Consider the following 19,342-nt stretch of genomic DNA (forward strand, 5'->3'; position numbering starts at 1 on the left):
TGAGACCAAAAGGCAGTTCAGCGCGGGTGTTAAGAGCCGATCTGGCGTGCTGCGGTGGTGCCGGGGCGTGGAGCATGGGCCATGCAGATTGATGCTTCACCGGGGTTGGTGACGGGCTTCACCCTTGGGCTTGACCCTGACGGGCGCGAAAATGTCGTGGTGGTGATCAAGCGGACCTATGCTTTCCCTTCTGCGCCGGATCGGCCCTGCACATTGGCTGACGTGCCCGAAGGGCTGGCCACGGCGGACACGTTTTGGGGCGCGCCCGGCTTTTCTTCCCCGCGTGACGAATCCGATTTTGCGCCGCGTAAGCCCTATTGCGATGTGCTGGTTGAGGCCGTGGCCCATGCGCCGGGGGGGCGGCTGGCACGGCGCGTGCCAACCGGGCTGCGTCTTGGGAACCTGAGCAAACAGATTGACGTGGTCGGGGACCGGGTTTGGCAAGAGGCGGGGGCAAGGCCCACGATCTCTGAGGCGACGCCCTTCAACTTGATGCCCATCACCTATGACCGGGCTTTTGGCGGAGTGGATGCGCTTGATCCGGAAGATGATCCGCCCCCAGCTTACGCGAAAAACCCGGTCGGGCGTGGCTGGCATCAGCCCGGCAATCGCGGCCTGCTCGATGGTCAGCCGTTGCCCAATACCGAACAACCGGGCCGCCCTGTCACCTTGCCGTGGGAGCATCACGCGCCGATGAGTTACGGCCCGCTTGGGCGCGGCTGGCCCGAGCGTCTTCGCCACGGCGGCACCTATGACCAAAACTGGATCGACAATGTCTTTCCGTTTTTGCCCGCCGATTTCGACCCGCGCTACCACCAAGCCGCGCCGCCTGATCAACAGATGCCTGCGCCAATCGGCGGCGAATTGGTCGAGCTTCATAACCTCACGCCAGAGGGTTACACGGCCTTTCCTCTTCCGAGCGCTGACATGCCAGTGCTGTTCGTGCGCGCCCGCGCGCCAGATGTCAGCACGCAGGCGATGCTGGATACGGTGGTGATCCGCCCTGCCGCGCGGCAGTTTAGCCTGACTTGGCGGGCATCGCTGCCGCTTACGCGCGATATTTTTGAAGTGCCGTCTTGCATCGTTGGGCCGCGCAGCCGCAGCTATTGGCGCGCCCGTGCTTTGGGCAAGGCTTACTATCCTTCGCTCGGGGCCTTGGTCGCGCAGAAAACCGCGGAGGAGGTCGAATGAGCGGGCTGGCGCTTTTGGGCTGCGGAATGTGCAGCGCGATTGGGCTGAACGCGCCTGCCGCCTGTGCCGCCTTCCGCGCGCGGCTCGATAATTTTACCGAGACACGGTTCATTTCGCAGGGGGGCGATTGGCTGCTCGGTGCGCAGGTGCCGCTACAGCAGCCTTTGCGCGGCACGGCGCGGTTGGTGGACCTAATCGCGGGGCCGATCCGGGAGTGCTTTGCACAGGCGCGTAGTCCCGCCGCTGAAATTCCAATCCTTCTTTGTCTTTCTGAAACCCGGCGTCCCGGCCGCCGTCCGGGCTTTGACGAGGCTTTGCTCGAGGGGCTGATCGCGGCGCTTGATCTGCCTGGCCCGGAAATGTTGCGCCCTTACGCGTTTGGGCAGGTTGGCGGAGCCGTTGCTCTACGCGATGCTCGTGCGCTGATTGCCTCGGGCACGCCCGAGGTGATTGTCGCCGGGGTGGATAGCCTGCTCGAGGCGGGCGCCTTGAGGCACTACGATCATGCGGGCCGGGTGCTGAGCGAGAATAATCCGACCGGGTTTATGCCGGGCGAGGCGGGGGCTGCCGTGCTGCTTGGCGCGACAGGTGGGCCTTTGGTGCGCGGGATTGGTTTCGGAGTGGAAGAGGCCACGCTGGATTCCGGTCAACCTTTGCGGGCCGAGGGGATGGTCACCGCGATGCGGCAGGCGCTTGGGGAGGCGGGGCTGGACTACGGCCAGATTTCCTATCGCATCAATGATCTAACCGGCGAACAATATTATTTCCGCGAGGCGACCTTGGCGCAAACGCGTTTGTGGCGAGGCAAAGGGGACCCGGAGCAAGTGTGGACGCTCGCCGATGGCATGGGCCACACCGGCGCCGCCGTGGTGCCGAGCGGCCTAGCGGTGGCGCTTACGGCGGCACGCAAGGGCTATGCGCCGGGGCCAATCGCGCTTTACCATGGGGCCGATGACAGCGGCCGACGCGCCGCCATTGTGATCGAAGCGGCTTAGCGGGGGGAGGGAGGACATGAGCAACAATGTCTTTGCCAATGGACGCGAGCTTTCGTGCAAGGCGGGGTCTGGCAAGTCCATCTGCGCTTTCCCAGACGTTTGCATGACGCCTCCGGAATGCCCCGCGACGCCGCCCGGTGTTCCCGTGCCTTATCCGAATACGGGCATGACCACCGACACAACGCAGGGCAGCCGCACGGTGAAGATCTCGAAAAAGGAGGTCATGCTCAAGAACCGCAGCTATTTCAAGAAATCGACGGGGGATGAGGCGGGCTCTGCCGCCAAGAAGGGCGTGGTTTCCTCGGTCAATCGCGGAAAAGTCTATTTCACCTCGTGGTCGATGGATGTGAAGATCGAGGGGGAAAACGCGGTACGCCACCTTGATATGACGACGCACAACCACGGCTCGCCTCCAAATACGCCGCCTTGGATGTTTTTGGATTCCATGAGTGCTCCGGGCAGGGTGGATAAAGATCATCCCTGTAAAGATGACATCAAAGACGCAAAGAAAGCCTGTAAGAAGGCAAAAAAGTATAAAACAAAGACAGGGCTGCCACGGTTGGATTGCTCTGAGGCCCCGGATTGCGCAAAGAAAATGGCCTGCATTCTCGTCCCTAAAAAGAAAGATAAAGCCATGTGCTGTGCGCCCAATAACACGGGGCACCATATGATCGAGGATCATTGGGTAAAGGGAAATTCAAATTTTCCGATGGCGCAGAAATCTGCGCAGCCGAACGGGTACAAGGAAGCCCCTTGTGTTTGTGTAAACAATGGTCGGACCAAGAAAGAACATGGGATATTCCATAGTGTCCAAGGGGTTTATGAAGAATCCTTCATGAAAGGGGGAAAGCGATACAAGGCAGATAAACCCAATGGTGGTTGGAACTACGGTGCAGCACGGCGCGCTACGTTGATTGCACATGCGCATGCTTTCGGACGCAATTGCACGCGTGGATGTCTCGAATCCCAGTTGGATGATTTTTATGGCGCGGATCGCGATCGGCCTTTGAATAAACCGCACAAGCAGGCAATCGAAAAGGCCACGCGACCCGATTACGAGAAAAAACATGGAGGACGGCCGAAGAAATGAGCGATGATTCTGGGGAAAAGGCAGAATATCATTTCACTGGCGGGCGTATCGATGATGATGGTCAGTCACTGGTGCTGACTGCGGTGCGTGACGATATCGAGGAGGCGCTGGAAAAGCGCATGTACCTATTCTTCTATTACACTGGAGAATGGACAAAGTCCTACGTTGACAATCTGATCGCCGATATCCGCAGTTTTGATACGGAAGACGGGCCAACCCTGATCTCTGTCGCCCCTGACGGTGAAGTGATCAGGTCTATTCCAGAAGATGCGGATTACGCTCAAGTGGACCCAACCGACAATGGCCCTAATGATCTACGGGCTATTAAGGGTTTGTCGAAGTTAGGAAATACGCTGCTGTGTTATGGAATGCGGCGTCAGGTCTATCGCTCTGATCTGCGTGCGATGAGATGGGTGCGTGCCGACACAGGGGTTTTCGTGACCGAGAATGAGGATGAGGTCGCGGGTTTTCTGGGGCTCGATGGTACTTGGCCGGATAATTTGGTTGCGGTTGGGATGCAGGGGGATCTTTGGACCAAGCGCAAGAAATGGGTTCGGCGCGAGGTGCCTACCAACGTCAATTTAACTGGCGTGAAAATGCTCGAAGATGGTCGTGCAGTCGTATGTGGCGGTGCCGGTGTTGTTTTGATCGGGCGCGATGATACCTGGGACATCGTGCCAAATGACGCGACCGAAGCGAATTTTTGGGACATAGCGGAATTTAAGGGCAAGCTGTATCTTGCCGCAGAAACTGGAGGGCTATTCACCATCGAAGACGGTGCGGTGGTCGCGGTCGACCTGCCGAAAGGGATGATTGAAGATGTTTCGGCATTAGACGCCAATGCTGGCAAACTCCTGTTAATTGGGGACCAGCAGGTCGTCTGGTTCGACGGCGAATCTTGGACAGATCTTGAAGCACCGATCATCTGAGATGTTTCGCGGGACAAGGAGAGTTTAGATGACCAAACACAAACCAATTCCGGCCCCCGCCACGTCGGATGTGCCGGCACAGCCTAGCACCATCCACCTTGCGCAACTGGCTGCGTTTGAGGCGGATGGAACGCCATGTATCATATGTGAAGGGGTGCCACACCCACGCCCTGCGCTCGCACTTGTCTCGTTGGGGATCGGCGATGTCGGGTGTCGGGTTGCAGTGTCGTTTAGTCTCGCGGGGGGCTCGGGAGGGCTGCAACCGGTGATCCTCGGAAAAATCGTGGCTCCGCCCGTACCTTCGCCCACCCCCCTCCCCAACCTCAGTGGCCCCCCGGTCTCGGCCGAGGTTGATGGCCGCGAAGAACGGCTTGAGATCATGGGCGAACGCGAGATTGTTTTGCGCTGTGGCAAGGCTTCCATCACGCTCACCCGTGCGGGCAAGATCGTGTTGCGGGGCACCTATATTTGCAGCCGCTCTTCGGGGATGAACCGGATCAAGGGCGGTTCCGTGCAGCTCAATTGACCATGGCCGCGCATATCCCGCTGATGGTTGAAGTTCATGCCGAGGAAGTGGCGATCCACTGGCTGCGGCGTGACTTGGCGGTTGATGCGCCGCATTATGACCGGAAATTCCTCTCCCGCCTTGATGAACGGATTGAGGCCAATCTGGACGGCCTGCGTGTGGCGGCGGCTGCGGGGCTTGAAACTGCACAGGCGGCTTTTGACGCGAACCAAGAGCCGGGAGAGGCGTTTGCGCTGGCCGTGTGCGCCTTTGAAACGGGCGATGAGGCCGCCATCGCGCAAGTGGTGGATGCCGTGGCAATCGACGGCACAGGGGCGTTGCGCCGTGCAGTTGCCTCGGCCGCGGGTTGGCTGGGTTCGGAGCAGATGGGGGCCCATATTCCACCGCTTTTGGAAGATATGCGCGCCACAGTGCGGGCGTTGGGGCTTGCCATTGCATCGGTGCAGCGCGGCGCAATCGAGGTGCCGCTTGAAACGCTCCTGCAAGACCCGGTGCCAATGGTGCGTGCACAGGCGGCCAAATTGGCCGGGGTGACGGGGCGTAGCGATCTTGTGCCGCTTATTCGCCCCAGCAAGGATTTCGCGCCAGAGGTGGCGTTTGAACTGATCCGCGCGGCGGTCTTGTTGGGCGAGCGCGGGCGCCCGCTTGATGCGCTGCGGAGCCTTGCGGTTGGGCCCGGTGCGCGCACGCGAACTGCGTTGGAATTGGCGGTGCTCGCAAGTCCCATGGACGCTACGCAAAACTGGCTTGCAGGTCTGGGCCCCGAGGGGGCCGAAACCGTGGCGTTGGCGATTGGCTTGATGGGCCTGCCCGCACAGGTGCCGTGGCTCATTGAGGCGATGCGTGACCCAAAATTGGCGCGCCGCGCCGGCGAAAGCTTGAGCCTGATCACGGGCGTAGATTTGGCAGCACTGGATCTGGAGGGAAGCGCTCCAGAAGACTTCGATGAGGGGCCCAATGATGACCCCGAAGACGAGATGGTTGCGCTTGATCCGGACGAGGATCTGCCTTGGCCAGAGCCCGATCTGGTGGCCGAATGGTGGGCGGGGGAAAGCGGGCGCTATGCCGCCGATGGCCGCTATTTTCTGGGCCAACCCGTTTCAGAGGCGGGCTTGGGGGAGGCTTTTGCGAAGGGAACGCAGCGCCACCGGCGCATTGCGGCGCTGGCGCAAGTTTTGGCCAAGCCTGGGTCCGTGCTTCCGAATTGGCGGGCACGTGAAGCTTTGGTGCTTGGCTGATTGGCTCTATTCCGCTGACGTGGCGGTATTGCCCAAGAGCATCCGGCGTGGCGCTGGCGGGCTTGTAATCCCGCGCGCCGCCAAACTGGCGCGGGCAAGTTGCGTGAACCGCCGCCCGACAGCCCATTGTGCCGCCGGGACGGTGCGCAAAAGCGCGCGGTAGGTGTAGAACCCATCCGACATGCCAACGATCCCTTGAAGATCGACATCGCCACGCAGATCGGCCCCAAGATCGGAGGCTTTGAGTTGAGCAAAAGCCTCTTGCAAGGCGTCATGCACCGCCGCCACATCGTCCTCAGCGGCAATCGCGAATTCCGCGACATGGGCCGAGAAATCGCGGGTCATGTTCGACACGGTCGTGACCGAGGAAAACGGCACAATATGCAGTGTGCCATCTAGCGCACGCAGCCGGATGGATCGGATCGACACCCGCTCAACCCCGCCCGAAAGCCCGGCCACTTCCACGACATCGCCTTCGTTCACGGCGTTTTCGATCTGGATGAAAATGCCGGTGATGATGTCTTGCACCAGTTTTTGTGCACCAAAGCCGACGGCAATGCCGACAACGCCAGCCCCGGCGAGGAGCGGTGCCACATCAAGCCCAAGCTGGGAGAGCGCCAGCATCACCGAGTTAATCACCACTGCGAGGCCAAAAGCATTGCGGAAAAGGCGCAACAGCGTGCGGCGGCGGTTATATTCACGCCGTCCGGGAAGGGCGGCCATCAGCCAGCGGTCAAAGAGATTGGAAACCGCAAACCATAGCGCGGTGGCGCCTGCCAAAACCAAAAACGCAGAGGCCACGCGCCAAAAGGCTCCTTTTACCGCGGCACTGCTGACCAAGGCGAAGAGGTCAATCACCCCCCAACCCGCCAGAAGGGCAACAACGGCAAAGGCCATCAGCCCCGCACTTGCAACTGCGCCAAGCGCTTGCAGCAAGGGTGTGGTGGCTGGGGGCGTTTCTGGCAGGGTTTGAAACGCGCCGTTTTGCGCGGCCATCATCGCGGAAAGACCGCTTCTGTCCCAAAGCTCAAGCGCTGCCGCCACAAGGATCAGGGCGACAACCGTGCCGCCAAGCCCGGCCAGCACGATCTGCCCCGCCAAAGCGGGCATGGTGATGGCGACGAGCCATGCGTAAAGTGCAGCCACGCGCGCGGGCCAAGCCCATAGCCCGGGGGAGCGGGTGAGAAGCGCTGCGGCGCTGCGCGACAGATCTGGGGTGGCTGGCGCGGCCGGGTCAGGTCGCAGGTCGGTGGCACGATGCGCGCAGGCGGCTTTGACAACGCGCTGAATGCCCCAAAGCGCCGCCATCAGCGCGAGCGTTGCCACCAACACGCGGGTTGGCCGCAAGACGGCAAGGCCCGCAATTTCGCGCAGGCCCGGCGCGACAAACATCATCCCCTGCACGGTGATCCCAATTGGCACCACCGCGCTTTGATAGATCGCGCGTTGAAGCGGTGGGGCGACCCAAGACAGACTGCGCCCGCTTTCGGCTTCGGGGCTGGCGACAAGGGCGAGCACGATCCGGCTCAGCCCAAACAGCGCAAAGGCAGACAGATAGAGCGTTTGCAGGATGAAAAGCTGCCCTGTTAGGGCTGAAAGCCAGCTCGCTACGGTCAGGCCCACCGCCCAAGCCACGCCAAGGTTCACAAGCCGAAAGAGCGTGGCGACCAGTGTGCCTTGCACCTTCGCAAGCGTTCCGCGCTGGGCAATAGGGCGCTTGCGCCAGCGCGCAAAGAGGGCGCTGAGCGCAAGCGAGGTGCCCACGGTCACCACAATACTGGCGAGAAGCGAGGCCAGTTCTGCCCCGGCAAGGCCATTCCAAATCCGCGTGGTCAGTTCGCTAAGGGAATCTGCACTGGAAATCCGCGATAATTCGCGCGCGAGTGCTGTCATCTGTTCGCGCAGGGTCGCGGCAAGGTCATGGCCAAAGCCGGTGCCGATATCAAGCGCTTGGGAGGCGAGTGGCGCCGATGTGACCGGCGCCTCCTCCACGACAGGGGGTGCGACCTCCGGCGTGGTCGGTGTCGCGGCGCTCTCCGTTGTTTTGTCTGAAGATGCTGCGGCCTCAACTTCGGTGCTTTGTGTCGGAACGGCGGGCTCTGCCGTATTTTGGGCCAAGGCGGGCAGCGCCAGTGTCACGATCAGCGCAAGGCTGCTTATGGCAGGCAGGGTGCGCAATGTCTTCATTCTTGGCCCTCTTTTCGCAAGTTTTTCATATTGCGGCGGTTCTGCGCGCCGCTTCTATCAGCATGGCCAAGCAATTGGGCTCCGTCAGCCCCTTTCCCTGCGGCAAACCACCCCGCATGCCAGCCAAGGTCTCAATTCTAAACGCGCCGCATCGCAGCAAGTTCCGTGTTTTCTCGGGAATGCCCGGATCTAGGGATCGTTTTGTGCGTCTGTGCGTTTCTCCTTGGGAGGCGCGGCGATCTGTGCGGCAGCGCAAAAAGAAGGAGATGCAGATGCAATTAGGAATGATCGGTCTGGGCCGGATGGGGGCCAATATGGTGCGCCGCTTGCAGGCCAAAGGGCAGGACTGCGTTGTCTATGACCTTGATGCGAGCGCTGTTGAAAAACTGGTGGCCGAGGGTGCAGCTGGCGCCGAAAGCATGGCTGATCTGGTCGCGCAGCTGACCCCGCCGCGGGCGATTTGGCTGATGCTGCCAGCTGCGATCACGGGGCAGGTGGCGCGCGAACTGGCGGGCCTCATGGAGCGGGGCGATGTGGTGATTGATGGTGGCAATTCCTTTTACCGCGATGCTGTCGATCTGGCCGCAGAACTGGCCCCGCAAGGGATTGAGGTGATTGATACCGGCACCAGTGGCGGCGTTTGGGGGCTGGAGCGGGGCTATTGTTTGATGATTGGCGGGCCAAAAGGGGCTGTTGAGCGGCTCGACCCGATTTTTGCGGCCCTCGCGCCGGGCGATGAAACAGGGCAGGCGCATGACCCAGCCATCGGCACTGCGCCGCTCGGCTATTTGCATTGTGGGCCGACCGGGGCGGGGCATTTCGTGAAAATGGTCCACAATGGCATCGAATATGGCGTGATGGCCGCCTATGCCGAGGGGCTGAATGTTCTGGCAGCGGCCAATGATGGGGCTGCGAGCCGGGAAGCGGATGCCGAAACATCGCCGCTTTCTAACCCGGAATACTACCGCTTTGATATTGATCTGGCGGCGGTCACCGAGGTGTGGCGGCATTCGAGCGTGATCGGGTCTTGGCTTTTGGATCTGACCGCGCAGGCGCTCAAACACGAACCAAAGCTTGAATGCTTCGCGGGGCATGTATCGGATTCGGGCGAAGGGCGCTGGACGGTGCAGGCGGCGGTGGAAACTGGCGTTCCGGTGCCGGTTCTGTCATCGGCGCTGTTTTCGCGCTTTGCCTCGCGCGGCGAGGATGAATTCGCCAATAAGGTGCTCTCGGCGATGCGCTACGCCTTTGGCGGGCATTTGGAGAAAACCGGCGCACAGTAGCGCGCCGGTTTTGGTGTTGCGGCTTACTCGGCCAGACCTTCGGCCGCGAGCCAGCGCTCGGCATCCAGCGCGGCCATGCAGCCCATGCCTGCCGAGGTCACGGCTTGGCGATAGACATGGTCGGTCAAATCGCCCGCCGCAAACACACCGGCGATCGAGGTGCGGGTGGTGCCCGGCTCCACTTTCACATAGCCGCCGTGATGCAACTCTAGCTGGTCTTTCACCAGTTCAGACGCCGGGGCATGGCCAATCGCCACAAAGAAGCCGTCGCAAGCGATCTCGCTTTCGGCTCCGGTTTTGACGTTTTTCACCCGGCACCCGGTGACGCCCAAGGGCGCCTCGTTGCCCATCACTTCTTCGACGACGCTGTCCCAGACCACTTCGATCTTGGGGTTCTTCATCAGGCGCTCGATCAGGATCTTTTCTGCACGGAAGCTGTCGCGGCGGTGGATCACCGTCACTTTGGTGGCGAAATTGGTCAAGAACATCGCCTCTTCCACAGCGGCATTGCCGCCGCCAACGACGACCACCTCTTTGCCGCGATAGAAGAACCCGTCACAGGTCGCACAGGCGGAAACGCCAAAGCCTTGGAACTTTTGTTCGGAGGGAAGGCCCAGCCAGCGCGCCTGCGCCCCGGTCGCCAGAATCACCGAATCGGCGACATATTCCGTGCCCGAATCGCCCACAGCGGTGAACGGACGGTTGCCCAGATCAAGCGAGGTGATCAGATCGGAAATCACCTCAGCCCCCATCGCGCGGGCATGTTCTTCCATCTGCATCATCAGATCGGGGCCTTGCACCTCGGTGCGGCCGGGCCAGTTTTCCACTTCGGTGGTGATGGTCAGCTGCCCGCCGGGCTGCATCCCTTGCACCAAAACCGGGTTCAGCATCGCGCGCGAGGCATAGACCGCTGCGGTATATCCTGCAGGGCCGGAGCCAATGATCAGCACCTTCGTCCGCTTCGTCTCGCCCATGATCCGCTCCTTTGTTTGTCTGCGCTCATATAAGCGGCAGGCGCCCTTTGTGAAAGCCCCCGGGGGTTTGCGATGTGGTTTGCGGGGCCGCAAGTGCCGATTGCGCTTGCGCCTGCGCGCGCGAAACAATATTGCGCCCAAAGGCGCCACTCGATAAGGTTCGCACAACCAAGGAGGGAAACCATGGGCACGAGCAAGCTCGACGAGATCGACCGGAAGATTCTGGCCGAGCTTCAGGCTGATGGGCGCATGACCAACGTGGAACTGGCCAAAAGGGTGGGGATTTCTGCGCCGCCGTGTTTGCGCCGGGTCCGGACCTTGGAAGAGGCAGGCTACATTCGCGGCTATCATGCCGATGTGAACCCGCGCGAATTGGGTTTTGAAGTGCAGGTCTTTGCAATGGTGCGGCTGCACAGCCAAGCCGAAGCGGATCTGAGCGCCTTTGAAGCGCGCTGTCGGGCTTGGCCCTTGGTACGCGAGTGCCACATGCTCAACGGCGAGATCGATTTTGTGCTGAAATGCGCGGCTCCCGATCTAAGCACCTTCCAAAACTTCCTGACCGGTGAATTGACTGCGGCCGACAATGTGGCGAGCGTGAAAACCTCGCTGGTGATCCGCTGCGCCAAAGATGAGCCGGGCGTGCCCTTTGACGTGCTTGAAGAGCGGTTGGCCAAGCTGGCGTAAGCCGCTTTCATCTCGGGATATCTGAACAAAGACGAAGGGCCCCGCTTTGGAGGCCCTTTTCATTTGGCTTTCAAACTTCGCCCGCGCGGACCATGTCGATCATCGCTTGGCCTTTTTGCGCGTCTTCCAGCATCCACGGATAGGGCGCTCCGTCGCGGATATGGGCGACGAAGGCTTCCACCTGCAGCACATATTGGTTCACACCGGGAAAGCGATGGGTCTCGGTGGTGGTTTTCGTGTGCAAATGCACCTGCGCCTCGCCAAAGACATTGGCGTTGAAGGGCGCGGTCAGCGTGATGCGCCCGCTCTCGCCTTGGAACGTTACCTCTTGGCGCGCAAAAAGGCGCGTTGCGGTGAGCGCGGCATAGCTGAACTGGCCACCAGGCCCCGCCATTTCCCCCCGCACTTGGGTGAAGGTATCGACCCCGTTTTCGCGTTTGATGAGTGCACTCATTTCCACAGGTTCTGCGCGGGCGGCAAAGCGCACCGAGGAATAAGCATATACCCCGATATCCGGGATCGAGCCGCCGCCGACATCGGCGCGGTTGCGGATGTTGTTCGGGTCTGGGTTGTCATAGGTGAAAGCGACATCGGCATGGCGCAATTGCCCGATCCGCCCTTCATCAAGCCAGCGCCGCACCAACTGCCATTGGGGATGGTGCACGATCATATAGGCTTCGGTCGCGAATTTGCCCGATGCATCGCGCGCGGCGATCAGCCGGTCGATCTCTGCCGCGGTCATCGCGAGCGGCTTTTCAATCAACACGTGTTTGCCTGCCGCGAGCGCCTTGAGGCCCCATTCGATATGCAGCGTGTTGGGCAGCGGAATATAGACCGCCTCAATGCTGGGGTCAGCGAGCAGCGCATCGTAGTTGCTATGAACCGCCAGTCCCGGTGCGAAGGCTTCAAATCGGGCGGCTTTTTCCGGCGAAGAGGTGGCAAGGGCCGCAAGCCGCGCGCCTTTGGCGGCGTGGATCGCGGGCCCCATATGTTCGGCGGCAAAATTCGCCGCGCCAAGAATGCCCCAATTCATCGGCTCCATCGCGCCCTCCTGTCTTCATGTTTCCCGAAAGCTAGGCCGGGGCATGGGGGCGGCAAGGGCGCTTAGTCGCTGAGCGGCATGCCCTTTTCTTTGGCGAGCGCTTTCATCCGGCCTTGCAGCTTTTCAAAGGCGCGCACTTCAATCTGGCGGATGCGTTCGCGGCTAACCTCATATTGGCCAGAAAGTTCTTCCAGCGTCACCGGGTCGTCACGCAGCCGCCGCGCCATCAAGATATCACGCTCGCGCTCGTTGAGCACATCCATCGCCGCAACGAGCATCGCGCGGCGCGCCTCTAGCTCATCAGCTTCGGCATAGGCTTCGGCTTGGTCGGCGGTTTCATCCTCCAGCCAATCTTGCCATTGCGTCGCGCTTTCGCCATCGGACGAGCCGATTTGCGCATTGAGCGAGGCATCCGAACCAGCCAAGCGGCGGTTCATCTCCACCACATCGGCTTCGGTGACGTTCAGGTCTTTGGCGATTTGGGCGACTGTATCGGGGCGCAGATCGCCATCTTCCAGCGCGCCAATTTTGGATTTGGCCTTGCGCAGGTTGAAAAACAGCTTCTTTTGCGCGGAGGTGGTGCCAAGTTTCACCAAGCTCCAAGACCGCAGGATATATTCCTGAATCGCGGCGCGGATCCACCACATCGCATAGGTGGCGAGCCGGAAGCCGCGCTCCGGATCAAAGCGCTTCACGGCCTGCATCAGGCCCACATTGGCCTCAGAAATCACTTCCGCCTGCGGCAGACCATAGCCGCGGTATCCCATCGCGATTTTTGCCGCGAGCCGCAAATGCGAGGTCACAAGCTTATGGGCAGAAGCGGAATCTTGGTGGTCAACCCAAGCTTTTGCCAGCATGTATTCCTCTTCCGGTTCCAGAAGCGGAAACTTCCGGATCTCCTGCAAATAGCGGTTCAGACCCTGTTCTGGACTGGGGGCTGGCAGGTTGGCATAGGTGCTCATGCGTGCTCATTCCTCCTTCGGCCCCGATAAATGGGGCGAGACGGCCCGCCTTTCAAGGGCTTGCGGCTGCGGGGCCTTCTTTACAGGAACCTGAACGGAGCATGAACCCGTTTCCGCCGCATCGCAAGCTTCGTTGACGCAACTGTGAGCCTAGCGGGCCTGGGCCCCCGCGCGCAAAATGGCCTGCAAGGCTTCAAAATCAGCGGGCAGGGGGGAGGTGAAGCTGAGTTCTTCACCCGTCACCGGATGGGTGAAGCCCAGCGTGGCCGCATGCAGCGCTTGGCGCGGGAAACTGGCCACGGCTTGCGCTGCCGCCTCGCCAATGATCCGCACCGGCAGTTTGCGCTTGCCGCCATAGGTCGGGTCGCCCACCAGCCCGTGGCCTACATGGGACATATGCACCCGAATTTGATGCGTGCGCCCGGTTTCCAGCCAGCAATCCACCAGCGACGCGACGCCGGCAAACTCTTCCACCACCCGCGCGCGGGTCACCGCATGACGCCCGCCGGAGAAAAGTACTGCTTGGCGTTGCCGATCCGTCGGGTGGCGCGCAAGTTGCGAGGTGATCTTGAGGATATTTCCGCCCTCGAAACTCACGCCACGAATCCCGCGCAGGCGCGGATCGGCGGCAGAAGGCACGCCGTAAACCAGCGCGCTATATTGGCGGTGCACCGTGTGCTTTTCAAATTGTGCGGCCAGCCCATGATGCGCGCGGTCGGATTTTGCGACCACCAACAGGCCAGAGGTGTCTTTGTCGATCCGGTGCACAATGCCGGGCCGCGCCTCGCCGCCAATGCCGGAAAGATTGCCGCCAAAATGGTGCAAAAGCGCATTGACCAAGGTGCCATCTTCGGAGCCCGGTGCCGGATGCACCACCATGCCCGCGGGTTTGTCGATCACGATCAGATCGTCATCTTCCCAAAGCACGGTGAGCGGAATGTCTTGCGCGACCGTTTCCACCGCGCGTGGGGGCTCTAATGCGATCGTGTAGACCTCGCCGGGGACGACCTTGGCTTTGATCTCAGTCACCGGAGTGCCATCGCGGGTCACCGCGCCTTCCGCGATCAGCTTGGCAAGACGCGAGCGCGAGAGTGCGGCTTCTTCTGGCACAAGGGCCGCCAATGCCTTATCAAGCCGGTCGGCGGGGTTTTCGCCGATTTCGATGTGCAGGAGCTGCGACGCGATGTCCGACATGATGCCTTCCGATCCGGCCCCGCCGCCCGAGGTGAGGTTTCTGAAATTGCTAACCACCACCTTGGCGGGTGTGATGATCGTGGGCCTTGTAACGATCATCGGGCTGCTTGTCACGCGGCTGCCGAAAGGGCCGGTCTTGCCAGAGCTTCCCGCGCGGATTGCCTTGCCCGAGGGCGTGAAGGCCGAGACGGTGACCTTTGGCAAAGGCTTCACCGTGGTGGTGAGCGACACGGGGCGAGTGCTTGTCTATCGCCCCGATGGCGCCTTGGTACAGGACGTGCCGCTGCAATAACGGCTTTCGCCTTTGCCAAAAGAAAAGCGCCTCACGCATAGTGCGGAGGCGCTTTTATGTTTGGCTTTGCCGCCCGGCAGCGGCGCGCTTGATTTACTTCGCTTCGAGCGCGTCGAGGCGGGCTTTGAGCGCTTCGTTTTCTTCGCGGGCTTTGATCGCCATCGCTTTGACCGCGTCAAACTCTTCGCGGGTCACAAAATCGCGCTCGGCCAGCCAGCGGTCCATCCAGCTTTTCATCGCGGTTTCGGCTTCGGTCTTGGCACCTTGCGCCACACCCATCGCATTGGTCATCAGCTTCGACATTTCGTCGAAAATCTTGTTCGGAGCTTCCATCGCGTTTCCCTTCTGCACCCCGGGACTTGGCCCGACTTGCCCCCTATATGGTCTGCGCGGCGCGCCAAGACAAGGTTGACTTCGCCGCAAGCTGCGGGCCTTTTGGCGGCGCGGCAGATGAGATGAGGCCCCGATGGCGATCCCTTTCCCCGAGATATCCCCCAATGCCTTTGTGATCCCCGGAGTAGACCTGCCCATTCGCTGGTATGCTTTGGCCTACATTGCGGGGCTATTGGCGGGCTGGCGGATCATCGTCGCGCTTATGAAGAGGCCAAAGCTCTGGGGCGGGCGCATACCGATGCCGCCCGAAAAGGTTGAAGACCTGCTCACCGCGGTGATTCTGGGCGTGATCTTGGGGGGACGGCTTGGCTATGTGCTCTTTTACGACCTGCCGACCTATGTGGCCGATCCTTTGGCGGTGTTCCGGGTATGGGAAGGCGGGATGGCCTTTCACGGCGGGTTTTTGGGTGTTGTGGTGGCTGGCATCTGGTTTTGCCGTCGTCATGGCTACCCGGCGCTGTCGGTGGGCGATGCTTTTGCGCTGGTGGCTCCCATCGGGCTTTTGTTTGGGCGCGTGGCCAATTTCATCAAGCCAGAGCTTTGGGGGCGGCCGACCGATGCGGCTTTGGGCGTGATTTTCCCCGGGCAAGCGGCGCAAACCTGTATGGGCTGGGCGGGGCAGGTGGATGGCTTTTGTGCTCGCCATCCCTCACAGCTTTATGAAGCGGGGCTTGAGGGGCTCGTTTTGGGCGCCGTGCTGTGGGGGTTGATGGCGCGCGGCGCGCTGCAACGACCGGGGCTGCTTATGGGCGTGTTCTTGATGGGCTATGGGCTGGCGCGCGCTTTTGTCGAGCTGTTCCGCCAGCCTGATGTGCAATTCACCTCGCCGACCAACCCGATTGGCTATGCGCTCCAATTTGGTGAGTTCGGACTGACGATGGGGCAGATCTTGTCGATCCCGATGGTGCTCGTCGGGCTCGCCTTCGTGCTGATTGCGCGGGTCAAGGCATGACACCACTGGGCGAACTTTTGGCGCGGCGCATCGCGGTAACAGGGCCGATCGGGCTTGATAGCTATATGGCCGACTGCCTGATGCACCCAGACCACGGCTATTACGCCACGCGCGACCCGTTTGGGCGGGCGGGGGATTTCATTACAGCCCCCGAAATCAGCCAGATGTTTGGGGAAATGTTGGGGCTTTGCCTTGCGCAGGCGTGGCTGGATCAGGGGCGGCCTGCTCCGTTTATATTAGCCGAATGTGGCCCCGGGCGCGGCACGCTGATGGCCGATGTGTTGCGCACGATCCGCACGGTTCCGGGGATGCAGGAGGCCGCGCAGGTGCATCTGATCGAGGCGTCATCCACGCTTCGTGAACTACAGTGCGCCAAAATTGCGCCGCAAGACGTTGTTTTTCATGAGAGTATCTCAAGCCTGCCCGAGGCGCCGCTGTTCCTCTTGGCGAACGAGTTTTTTGATGCCCTGCCAATCCGCCAATTTATCCGGCAAGGGCCGGGTTGGGCCGAGCGGCAGGTCGGGCTGCAAGGCGATGTTCTCGTGCCGGGCCTTGCACCGCCTGCGCCTTTGGAAGCCTTGCAACATCGGCTGCAAGACACGCGCGAGGAAGATGTGGTCGAGATTTGCCCCGCCGCTGCGCCGATTGCCGGGGAAATTGCGACGCGGATTGCCGCGCATGGTGGCGTGGCGCTGATTGTCGATTACGGCCATTGGCACAGCCTTGGCGATACCTTTCAGGCGGTCAAAGACCATGCTCCTTGCGACCCGTTCGCCGCGCCCGGTGAAGCTGATTTGACCGCGCATGTGGATTTTGAGCCTTTGGCGCAGGCAGCGCGTGCCGCTGGCGCCTCGGCCAGTGCCATGACCGCCCAAGGCGTGCTTTTGGAACGGCTTGGGATCACCGCACGGGCCGAGGCGCTTGCCCGCAAACTGGACGGCGCGGCCTTGCAGGCCCATATTGCTGCGCATCGGCGCTTGACCCATCCCGAAGAAATGGGTCAGGTGTTCCAAAGCCTTGCCATCTTCCCCGCAACCGCCCCGCTGCCGCCGGGCTTCGACGCTGCTTGAGCTCTTATCATGCCCACCACGCTCGAATTCCTGACTGCTCCGGCCCTTTCGGGCACACGCCACGGGTTCTTTACCCGCAAGGGCGGTGCCTCGTCTGGGGTGTTTTCTGGGCTCAATTGCGGGCATGGCTCAAGCGATCAGACCGAGGCGGTGGCACTGAATCGGTCTCGTGTCGCTGACGCGATGGGTGTTGCGCCTGCCGCTATGGTCGGTGTTTGGCAGGTGCATTCCGCCGATGTGGTTGCCGTGGATGCGCCGCTTACGGAAAAGGTTGAGGCCGATGGCATTGTGACCGCCACGCCGGGGCTATTGCTGACGGTGCTGACCGCCGATTGCCAACCGGTGCTTTTTGCAGATCGGCAAGCCGGTGTGATTGGGGCCACCCATGCGGGTTGGCGCGGCAGCCTTGAGGGTATTTTGGAAGAAACCCTTGCCGCGATGGAGCGCCTTGGGGCGAAGCGCGCCAATATCACCGCTGTCATTGGGCCGTGCATCTCGCAGCGCGCCTATGAGGTTGGGCACGACTTCATGGAAAACTTCTTGGTCGAGGATGCCGAGAATGCGCGTTTCTTTGCCGGTGGCCCGCAAGGCAAGCCGATGTTCGATTTGCCCGCCTATAGCCTTGCGCGGTTACGCGCTGCGGGTGTCGGCTCGGCGGAATGGATTGGGCGCTGCACCTATTCGGAACCAGATCGGTTTTATTCCTACCGCCGCACGACTCACGCGGGAGAGGCTGATTACGGGCGGCTGATCTCAACGATCCGGCTCTGACCCCTGAGACTGCTCTGCGCCTTTGGGGCGCGAATGTGCTCTCGTTTACCAAAGCCTTGCCACAATTGTGGCGCTGATCGCGCGGATGCGGTGCAAAGGGCCTTGTTTTGCGCGCTCTGGTAACAATCGACGCGCCACAATTTCGGGCAATGTCAGATTAACTTTTTTGCTTAAGGGTCAAAACCTCGCCGCAAAGGGGAGCGATACCTTGGGGACCGGCTAGAAGACCCAAGATGCCTGAGGCAGGAGAGATAAGATGACCGCCAAGACCAATCGCCGCTGGATGCGCACCGCCCTTGAGGGCAGCGTGAAATGTGATGTGGTGATGCCCTGGCAACGTGGCGCGCAACGCAGCGAAATGCTGGCGCGCCGGGATGGCCCGCAGGCCGCCCAAGGCATGCGCAAAGACCAGATGCGTTGGCGCGCGAAAGCCGCCAGCTGAGAACTTCCCCGACCCTTTCGCCCCTGTGGGGCGGGCTGCCCTTTGGGTGGCCATTGCAGGGGCCGGGGGCTGCCACCCCCGGCCAAGGCATGTGCGCAAGGCGCGTGATTCGCGCCAATTGCGGCAAAATCTGGGCACTGTTGCCCACATCGGTGACAGTCCGCGCCACGCCGCGCGGATTGGGTTACCGCCCTTTATCAATTCTTCACGAAATTTGACCTGCGCGCGAGAGCAGCGCATTTTCGGTTTGTCTTTCTGCATCCGGTGGGGGCCGCGCAGATATGACCAGACCGAAAGGCTGTGCCATGTCATATTCCCACCGGGTGGGTACGGGGCAGGTGTCCCCCGTGCTGCGACCCCAATCACAAATGCCCGCAGGCCAGCCGCGCAAGGGGTTGCCCACGGGGAAGACGCTGCGTGCGATGCCGCTGACGCGCCGTTATGAGGCGATGTGGCTCGGGGCTGAGGGCGAAATCCTCGACAGCACCCGCCTTGCGCCAGCCATGCCACTTTTTGAAGAGGCGTTCTCGGCCCTTGCGCGCGGGGCGGTGCTGGCCACCACACAAGGGCCTGTCGCGGTCGAAGATTTGGTGCCGGGCATGCAGGTCATGACCGCCGAAGGGGCGGAGGAAATCGTGACTTGGGTGGGCTCCATGGTGATTTACCCGGGCCGTGACGGGGCTGATGGGGGCGCAGAGCCTGTCACCCTGACACGGGTCACCGCCGAGGCATTGGGGGCCGGGCGTCCGATGCAGGATGTGGTGCTTGGCCCGCGCGCGCGCCTTTGCCTGCATGATGCGCGGCTGCGCCGTGTCGCGGGCTATGACGCGGCCTATGTGCCGGCCCGCGCCTTTGTTGACGGGGTGAGCGTGATCGAGGTGACCCCGGTCGCACCGGTCACTGTCTATCATGTCGTGTTGCAGCGGCATGGCTCGCTCAAAGTGGCGGGGCTGGAGGTAGAGGCTTTCCATCCCGGCGAGGGTGTGGAGCGCATGATCGACCCGCGAATGCTGTCGCTTTTCGCGGCGCAATTCCCGCAAATGCCCGATCTTTCCGGCTTCGGCCCGCAGGCGCATCCGCGGCTTACCCGGTTTGAGGTGGAAAGCCTTTGGGACTGATCGCGCAGC

General features: G+C 61.5%; 20 protein-coding genes. 14 read left to right on the plus strand and 6 right to left on the minus strand.

Features of this window, described 5'->3' with window-relative positions:
* Positions 1 to 81: 81 nt before the first annotated feature.
* From BW967_RS14575 to BW967_RS14600, 6 genes are all read left to right on the plus strand, one after another.
* A complete protein-coding gene (locus BW967_RS14575) occupies positions 82 to 1,191 on the plus strand; it encodes a DUF2169 family type VI secretion system accessory protein (RefSeq protein WP_076485825.1) in 1,110 nt (369 codons plus the stop codon).
* Positions 1,188 to 2,186, plus strand: coding sequence for a hypothetical protein (locus tag BW967_RS14580; RefSeq protein ID WP_076485826.1), 999 nt, complete (start codon positions 1,188 to 1,190; stop codon positions 2,184 to 2,186). Before BW967_RS14575 ends, BW967_RS14580 begins: the two co-directional genes overlap by 4 nt.
* Before the next feature lie 16 nt (positions 2,187 to 2,202).
* On the plus strand, positions 2,203 to 3,276 hold the full coding sequence (locus BW967_RS14585) for a PAAR-like domain-containing protein (protein ID WP_076485827.1): 1,074 nt from the start codon (positions 2,203 to 2,205) through the stop codon (positions 3,274 to 3,276).
* Entirely contained in the window at positions 3,273 to 4,205 is a 933-nt protein-coding gene (locus tag BW967_RS14590) for a hypothetical protein (RefSeq protein ID WP_076485828.1), read from the plus strand. Before BW967_RS14585 ends, BW967_RS14590 begins: the two co-directional genes overlap by 4 nt.
* A gap of 265 nt (positions 4,206 to 4,470) precedes the next feature.
* Positions 4,471 to 4,731 (plus strand): hypothetical protein, encoded by a 261-nt coding sequence (locus BW967_RS18405; protein WP_083952275.1) that lies wholly within the window; start codon positions 4,471 to 4,473, stop codon positions 4,729 to 4,731.
* A gap of 2 nt (positions 4,732 to 4,733) precedes the next feature.
* Positions 4,734 to 5,969, plus strand: a complete 1,236-nt coding sequence (locus BW967_RS14600; protein WP_076485830.1) for a TIGR02270 family protein — start codon at positions 4,734 to 4,736, stop codon at positions 5,967 to 5,969.
* A gap of 6 nt (positions 5,970 to 5,975) precedes the next feature.
* Here BW967_RS14600 and BW967_RS14605 read toward each other — a convergent pair whose 3' ends face one another.
* Complete coding sequence (locus BW967_RS14605; RefSeq protein WP_076485831.1) at positions 5,976 to 8,156, minus strand: mechanosensitive ion channel domain-containing protein; 2,181 nt, start codon at positions 8,154 to 8,156, stop codon at positions 5,976 to 5,978.
* 272 nt (positions 8,157 to 8,428) lie between these two features.
* Between BW967_RS14605 and gnd the strand changes: the two genes are divergently transcribed.
* Positions 8,429 to 9,439, plus strand: coding sequence for a phosphogluconate dehydrogenase (NAD(+)-dependent, decarboxylating) (gene gnd, locus BW967_RS14610; protein WP_076485896.1), 1,011 nt, complete (start codon positions 8,429 to 8,431; stop codon positions 9,437 to 9,439).
* Positions 9,440 to 9,462: 23 nt separating this feature from the next.
* Here the strand turns inward: gnd and trxB are convergent, their stop codons facing one another.
* Entirely contained in the window at positions 9,463 to 10,413 is a 951-nt protein-coding gene (trxB, locus tag BW967_RS14615) for a thioredoxin-disulfide reductase (RefSeq protein ID WP_076485832.1), read from the minus strand.
* Positions 10,414 to 10,596: 183 nt separating this feature from the next.
* Between trxB and BW967_RS14620 the strand changes: the two genes are divergently transcribed.
* Positions 10,597 to 11,097, plus strand: coding sequence for an Lrp/AsnC family transcriptional regulator (locus BW967_RS14620; protein WP_076485833.1), 501 nt, complete (start codon positions 10,597 to 10,599; stop codon positions 11,095 to 11,097).
* A 70-nt stretch (positions 11,098 to 11,167) separates the two neighbouring features.
* Here the strand turns inward: BW967_RS14620 and BW967_RS14625 are convergent, their stop codons facing one another.
* From BW967_RS14625 to BW967_RS14635, 3 genes are all read right to left on the minus strand, one after another.
* Positions 11,168 to 12,139 (minus strand): Gfo/Idh/MocA family protein, encoded by a 972-nt coding sequence (locus BW967_RS14625; RefSeq protein WP_076485834.1) that lies wholly within the window; start codon positions 12,137 to 12,139, stop codon positions 11,168 to 11,170.
* A gap of 62 nt (positions 12,140 to 12,201) precedes the next feature.
* Positions 12,202 to 13,101 (minus strand): RNA polymerase sigma factor RpoH, encoded by a 900-nt coding sequence (rpoH, locus tag BW967_RS14630; RefSeq protein WP_076485835.1) that lies wholly within the window; start codon positions 13,099 to 13,101, stop codon positions 12,202 to 12,204.
* A gap of 150 nt (positions 13,102 to 13,251) precedes the next feature.
* Positions 13,252 to 14,295, minus strand: coding sequence for an RluA family pseudouridine synthase (locus tag BW967_RS14635; RefSeq protein WP_076485836.1), 1,044 nt, complete (start codon positions 14,293 to 14,295; stop codon positions 13,252 to 13,254).
* On the opposite strand from BW967_RS14635, the gene BW967_RS14640 reads away from it, so the two are divergent.
* The gene (locus BW967_RS14640) at positions 14,285 to 14,587 is read left to right on the plus strand and encodes a DUF6476 family protein (protein ID WP_076485897.1); all 303 of its coding nucleotides are present in this window, start codon (positions 14,285 to 14,287) and stop codon (positions 14,585 to 14,587) included. The genes BW967_RS14635 and BW967_RS14640 overlap by 11 nt on opposite strands.
* Before the next feature lie 93 nt (positions 14,588 to 14,680).
* Here the strand turns inward: BW967_RS14640 and BW967_RS14645 are convergent, their stop codons facing one another.
* A complete protein-coding gene (locus BW967_RS14645) occupies positions 14,681 to 14,920 on the minus strand; it encodes an accessory factor UbiK family protein (protein WP_076485837.1) in 240 nt (79 codons plus the stop codon).
* Between the two features lie 133 nt (positions 14,921 to 15,053).
* Between BW967_RS14645 and lgt the strand changes: the two genes are divergently transcribed.
* From lgt to BW967_RS14670, 5 genes are all read left to right on the plus strand, one after another.
* On the plus strand, positions 15,054 to 15,932 hold the full coding sequence (gene lgt / locus BW967_RS14650) for a prolipoprotein diacylglyceryl transferase (protein WP_076485838.1): 879 nt from the start codon (positions 15,054 to 15,056) through the stop codon (positions 15,930 to 15,932).
* Positions 15,929 to 17,002 (plus strand): class I SAM-dependent methyltransferase, encoded by a 1,074-nt coding sequence (locus tag BW967_RS14655; RefSeq protein ID WP_076485839.1) that lies wholly within the window; start codon positions 15,929 to 15,931, stop codon positions 17,000 to 17,002. Before lgt ends, BW967_RS14655 begins: the two co-directional genes overlap by 4 nt.
* Positions 17,003 to 17,011: 9 nt before the next feature.
* The gene (gene pgeF / locus BW967_RS14660) at positions 17,012 to 17,773 is read left to right on the plus strand and encodes a peptidoglycan editing factor PgeF (protein ID WP_076485840.1); all 762 of its coding nucleotides are present in this window, start codon (positions 17,012 to 17,014) and stop codon (positions 17,771 to 17,773) included.
* Positions 17,774 to 18,029: 256 nt separating this feature from the next.
* On the plus strand, positions 18,030 to 18,215 hold the full coding sequence (locus tag BW967_RS14665; protein WP_076485841.1) for a hypothetical protein: 186 nt from the start codon (positions 18,030 to 18,032) through the stop codon (positions 18,213 to 18,215).
* Between the two features lie 347 nt (positions 18,216 to 18,562).
* On the plus strand, positions 18,563 to 19,333 hold the full coding sequence (locus tag BW967_RS14670; protein ID WP_175610463.1) for a Hint domain-containing protein: 771 nt from the start codon (positions 18,563 to 18,565) through the stop codon (positions 19,331 to 19,333).
* Positions 19,334 to 19,342 lie beyond the last annotated feature (9 nt).

It is taken from the genome of Rhodobacter aestuarii, from assembly GCF_900156655.1.
Classification (GTDB): Bacteria; Pseudomonadota; Alphaproteobacteria; order Rhodobacterales; family Rhodobacteraceae; genus Rhodobacter; species Rhodobacter aestuarii.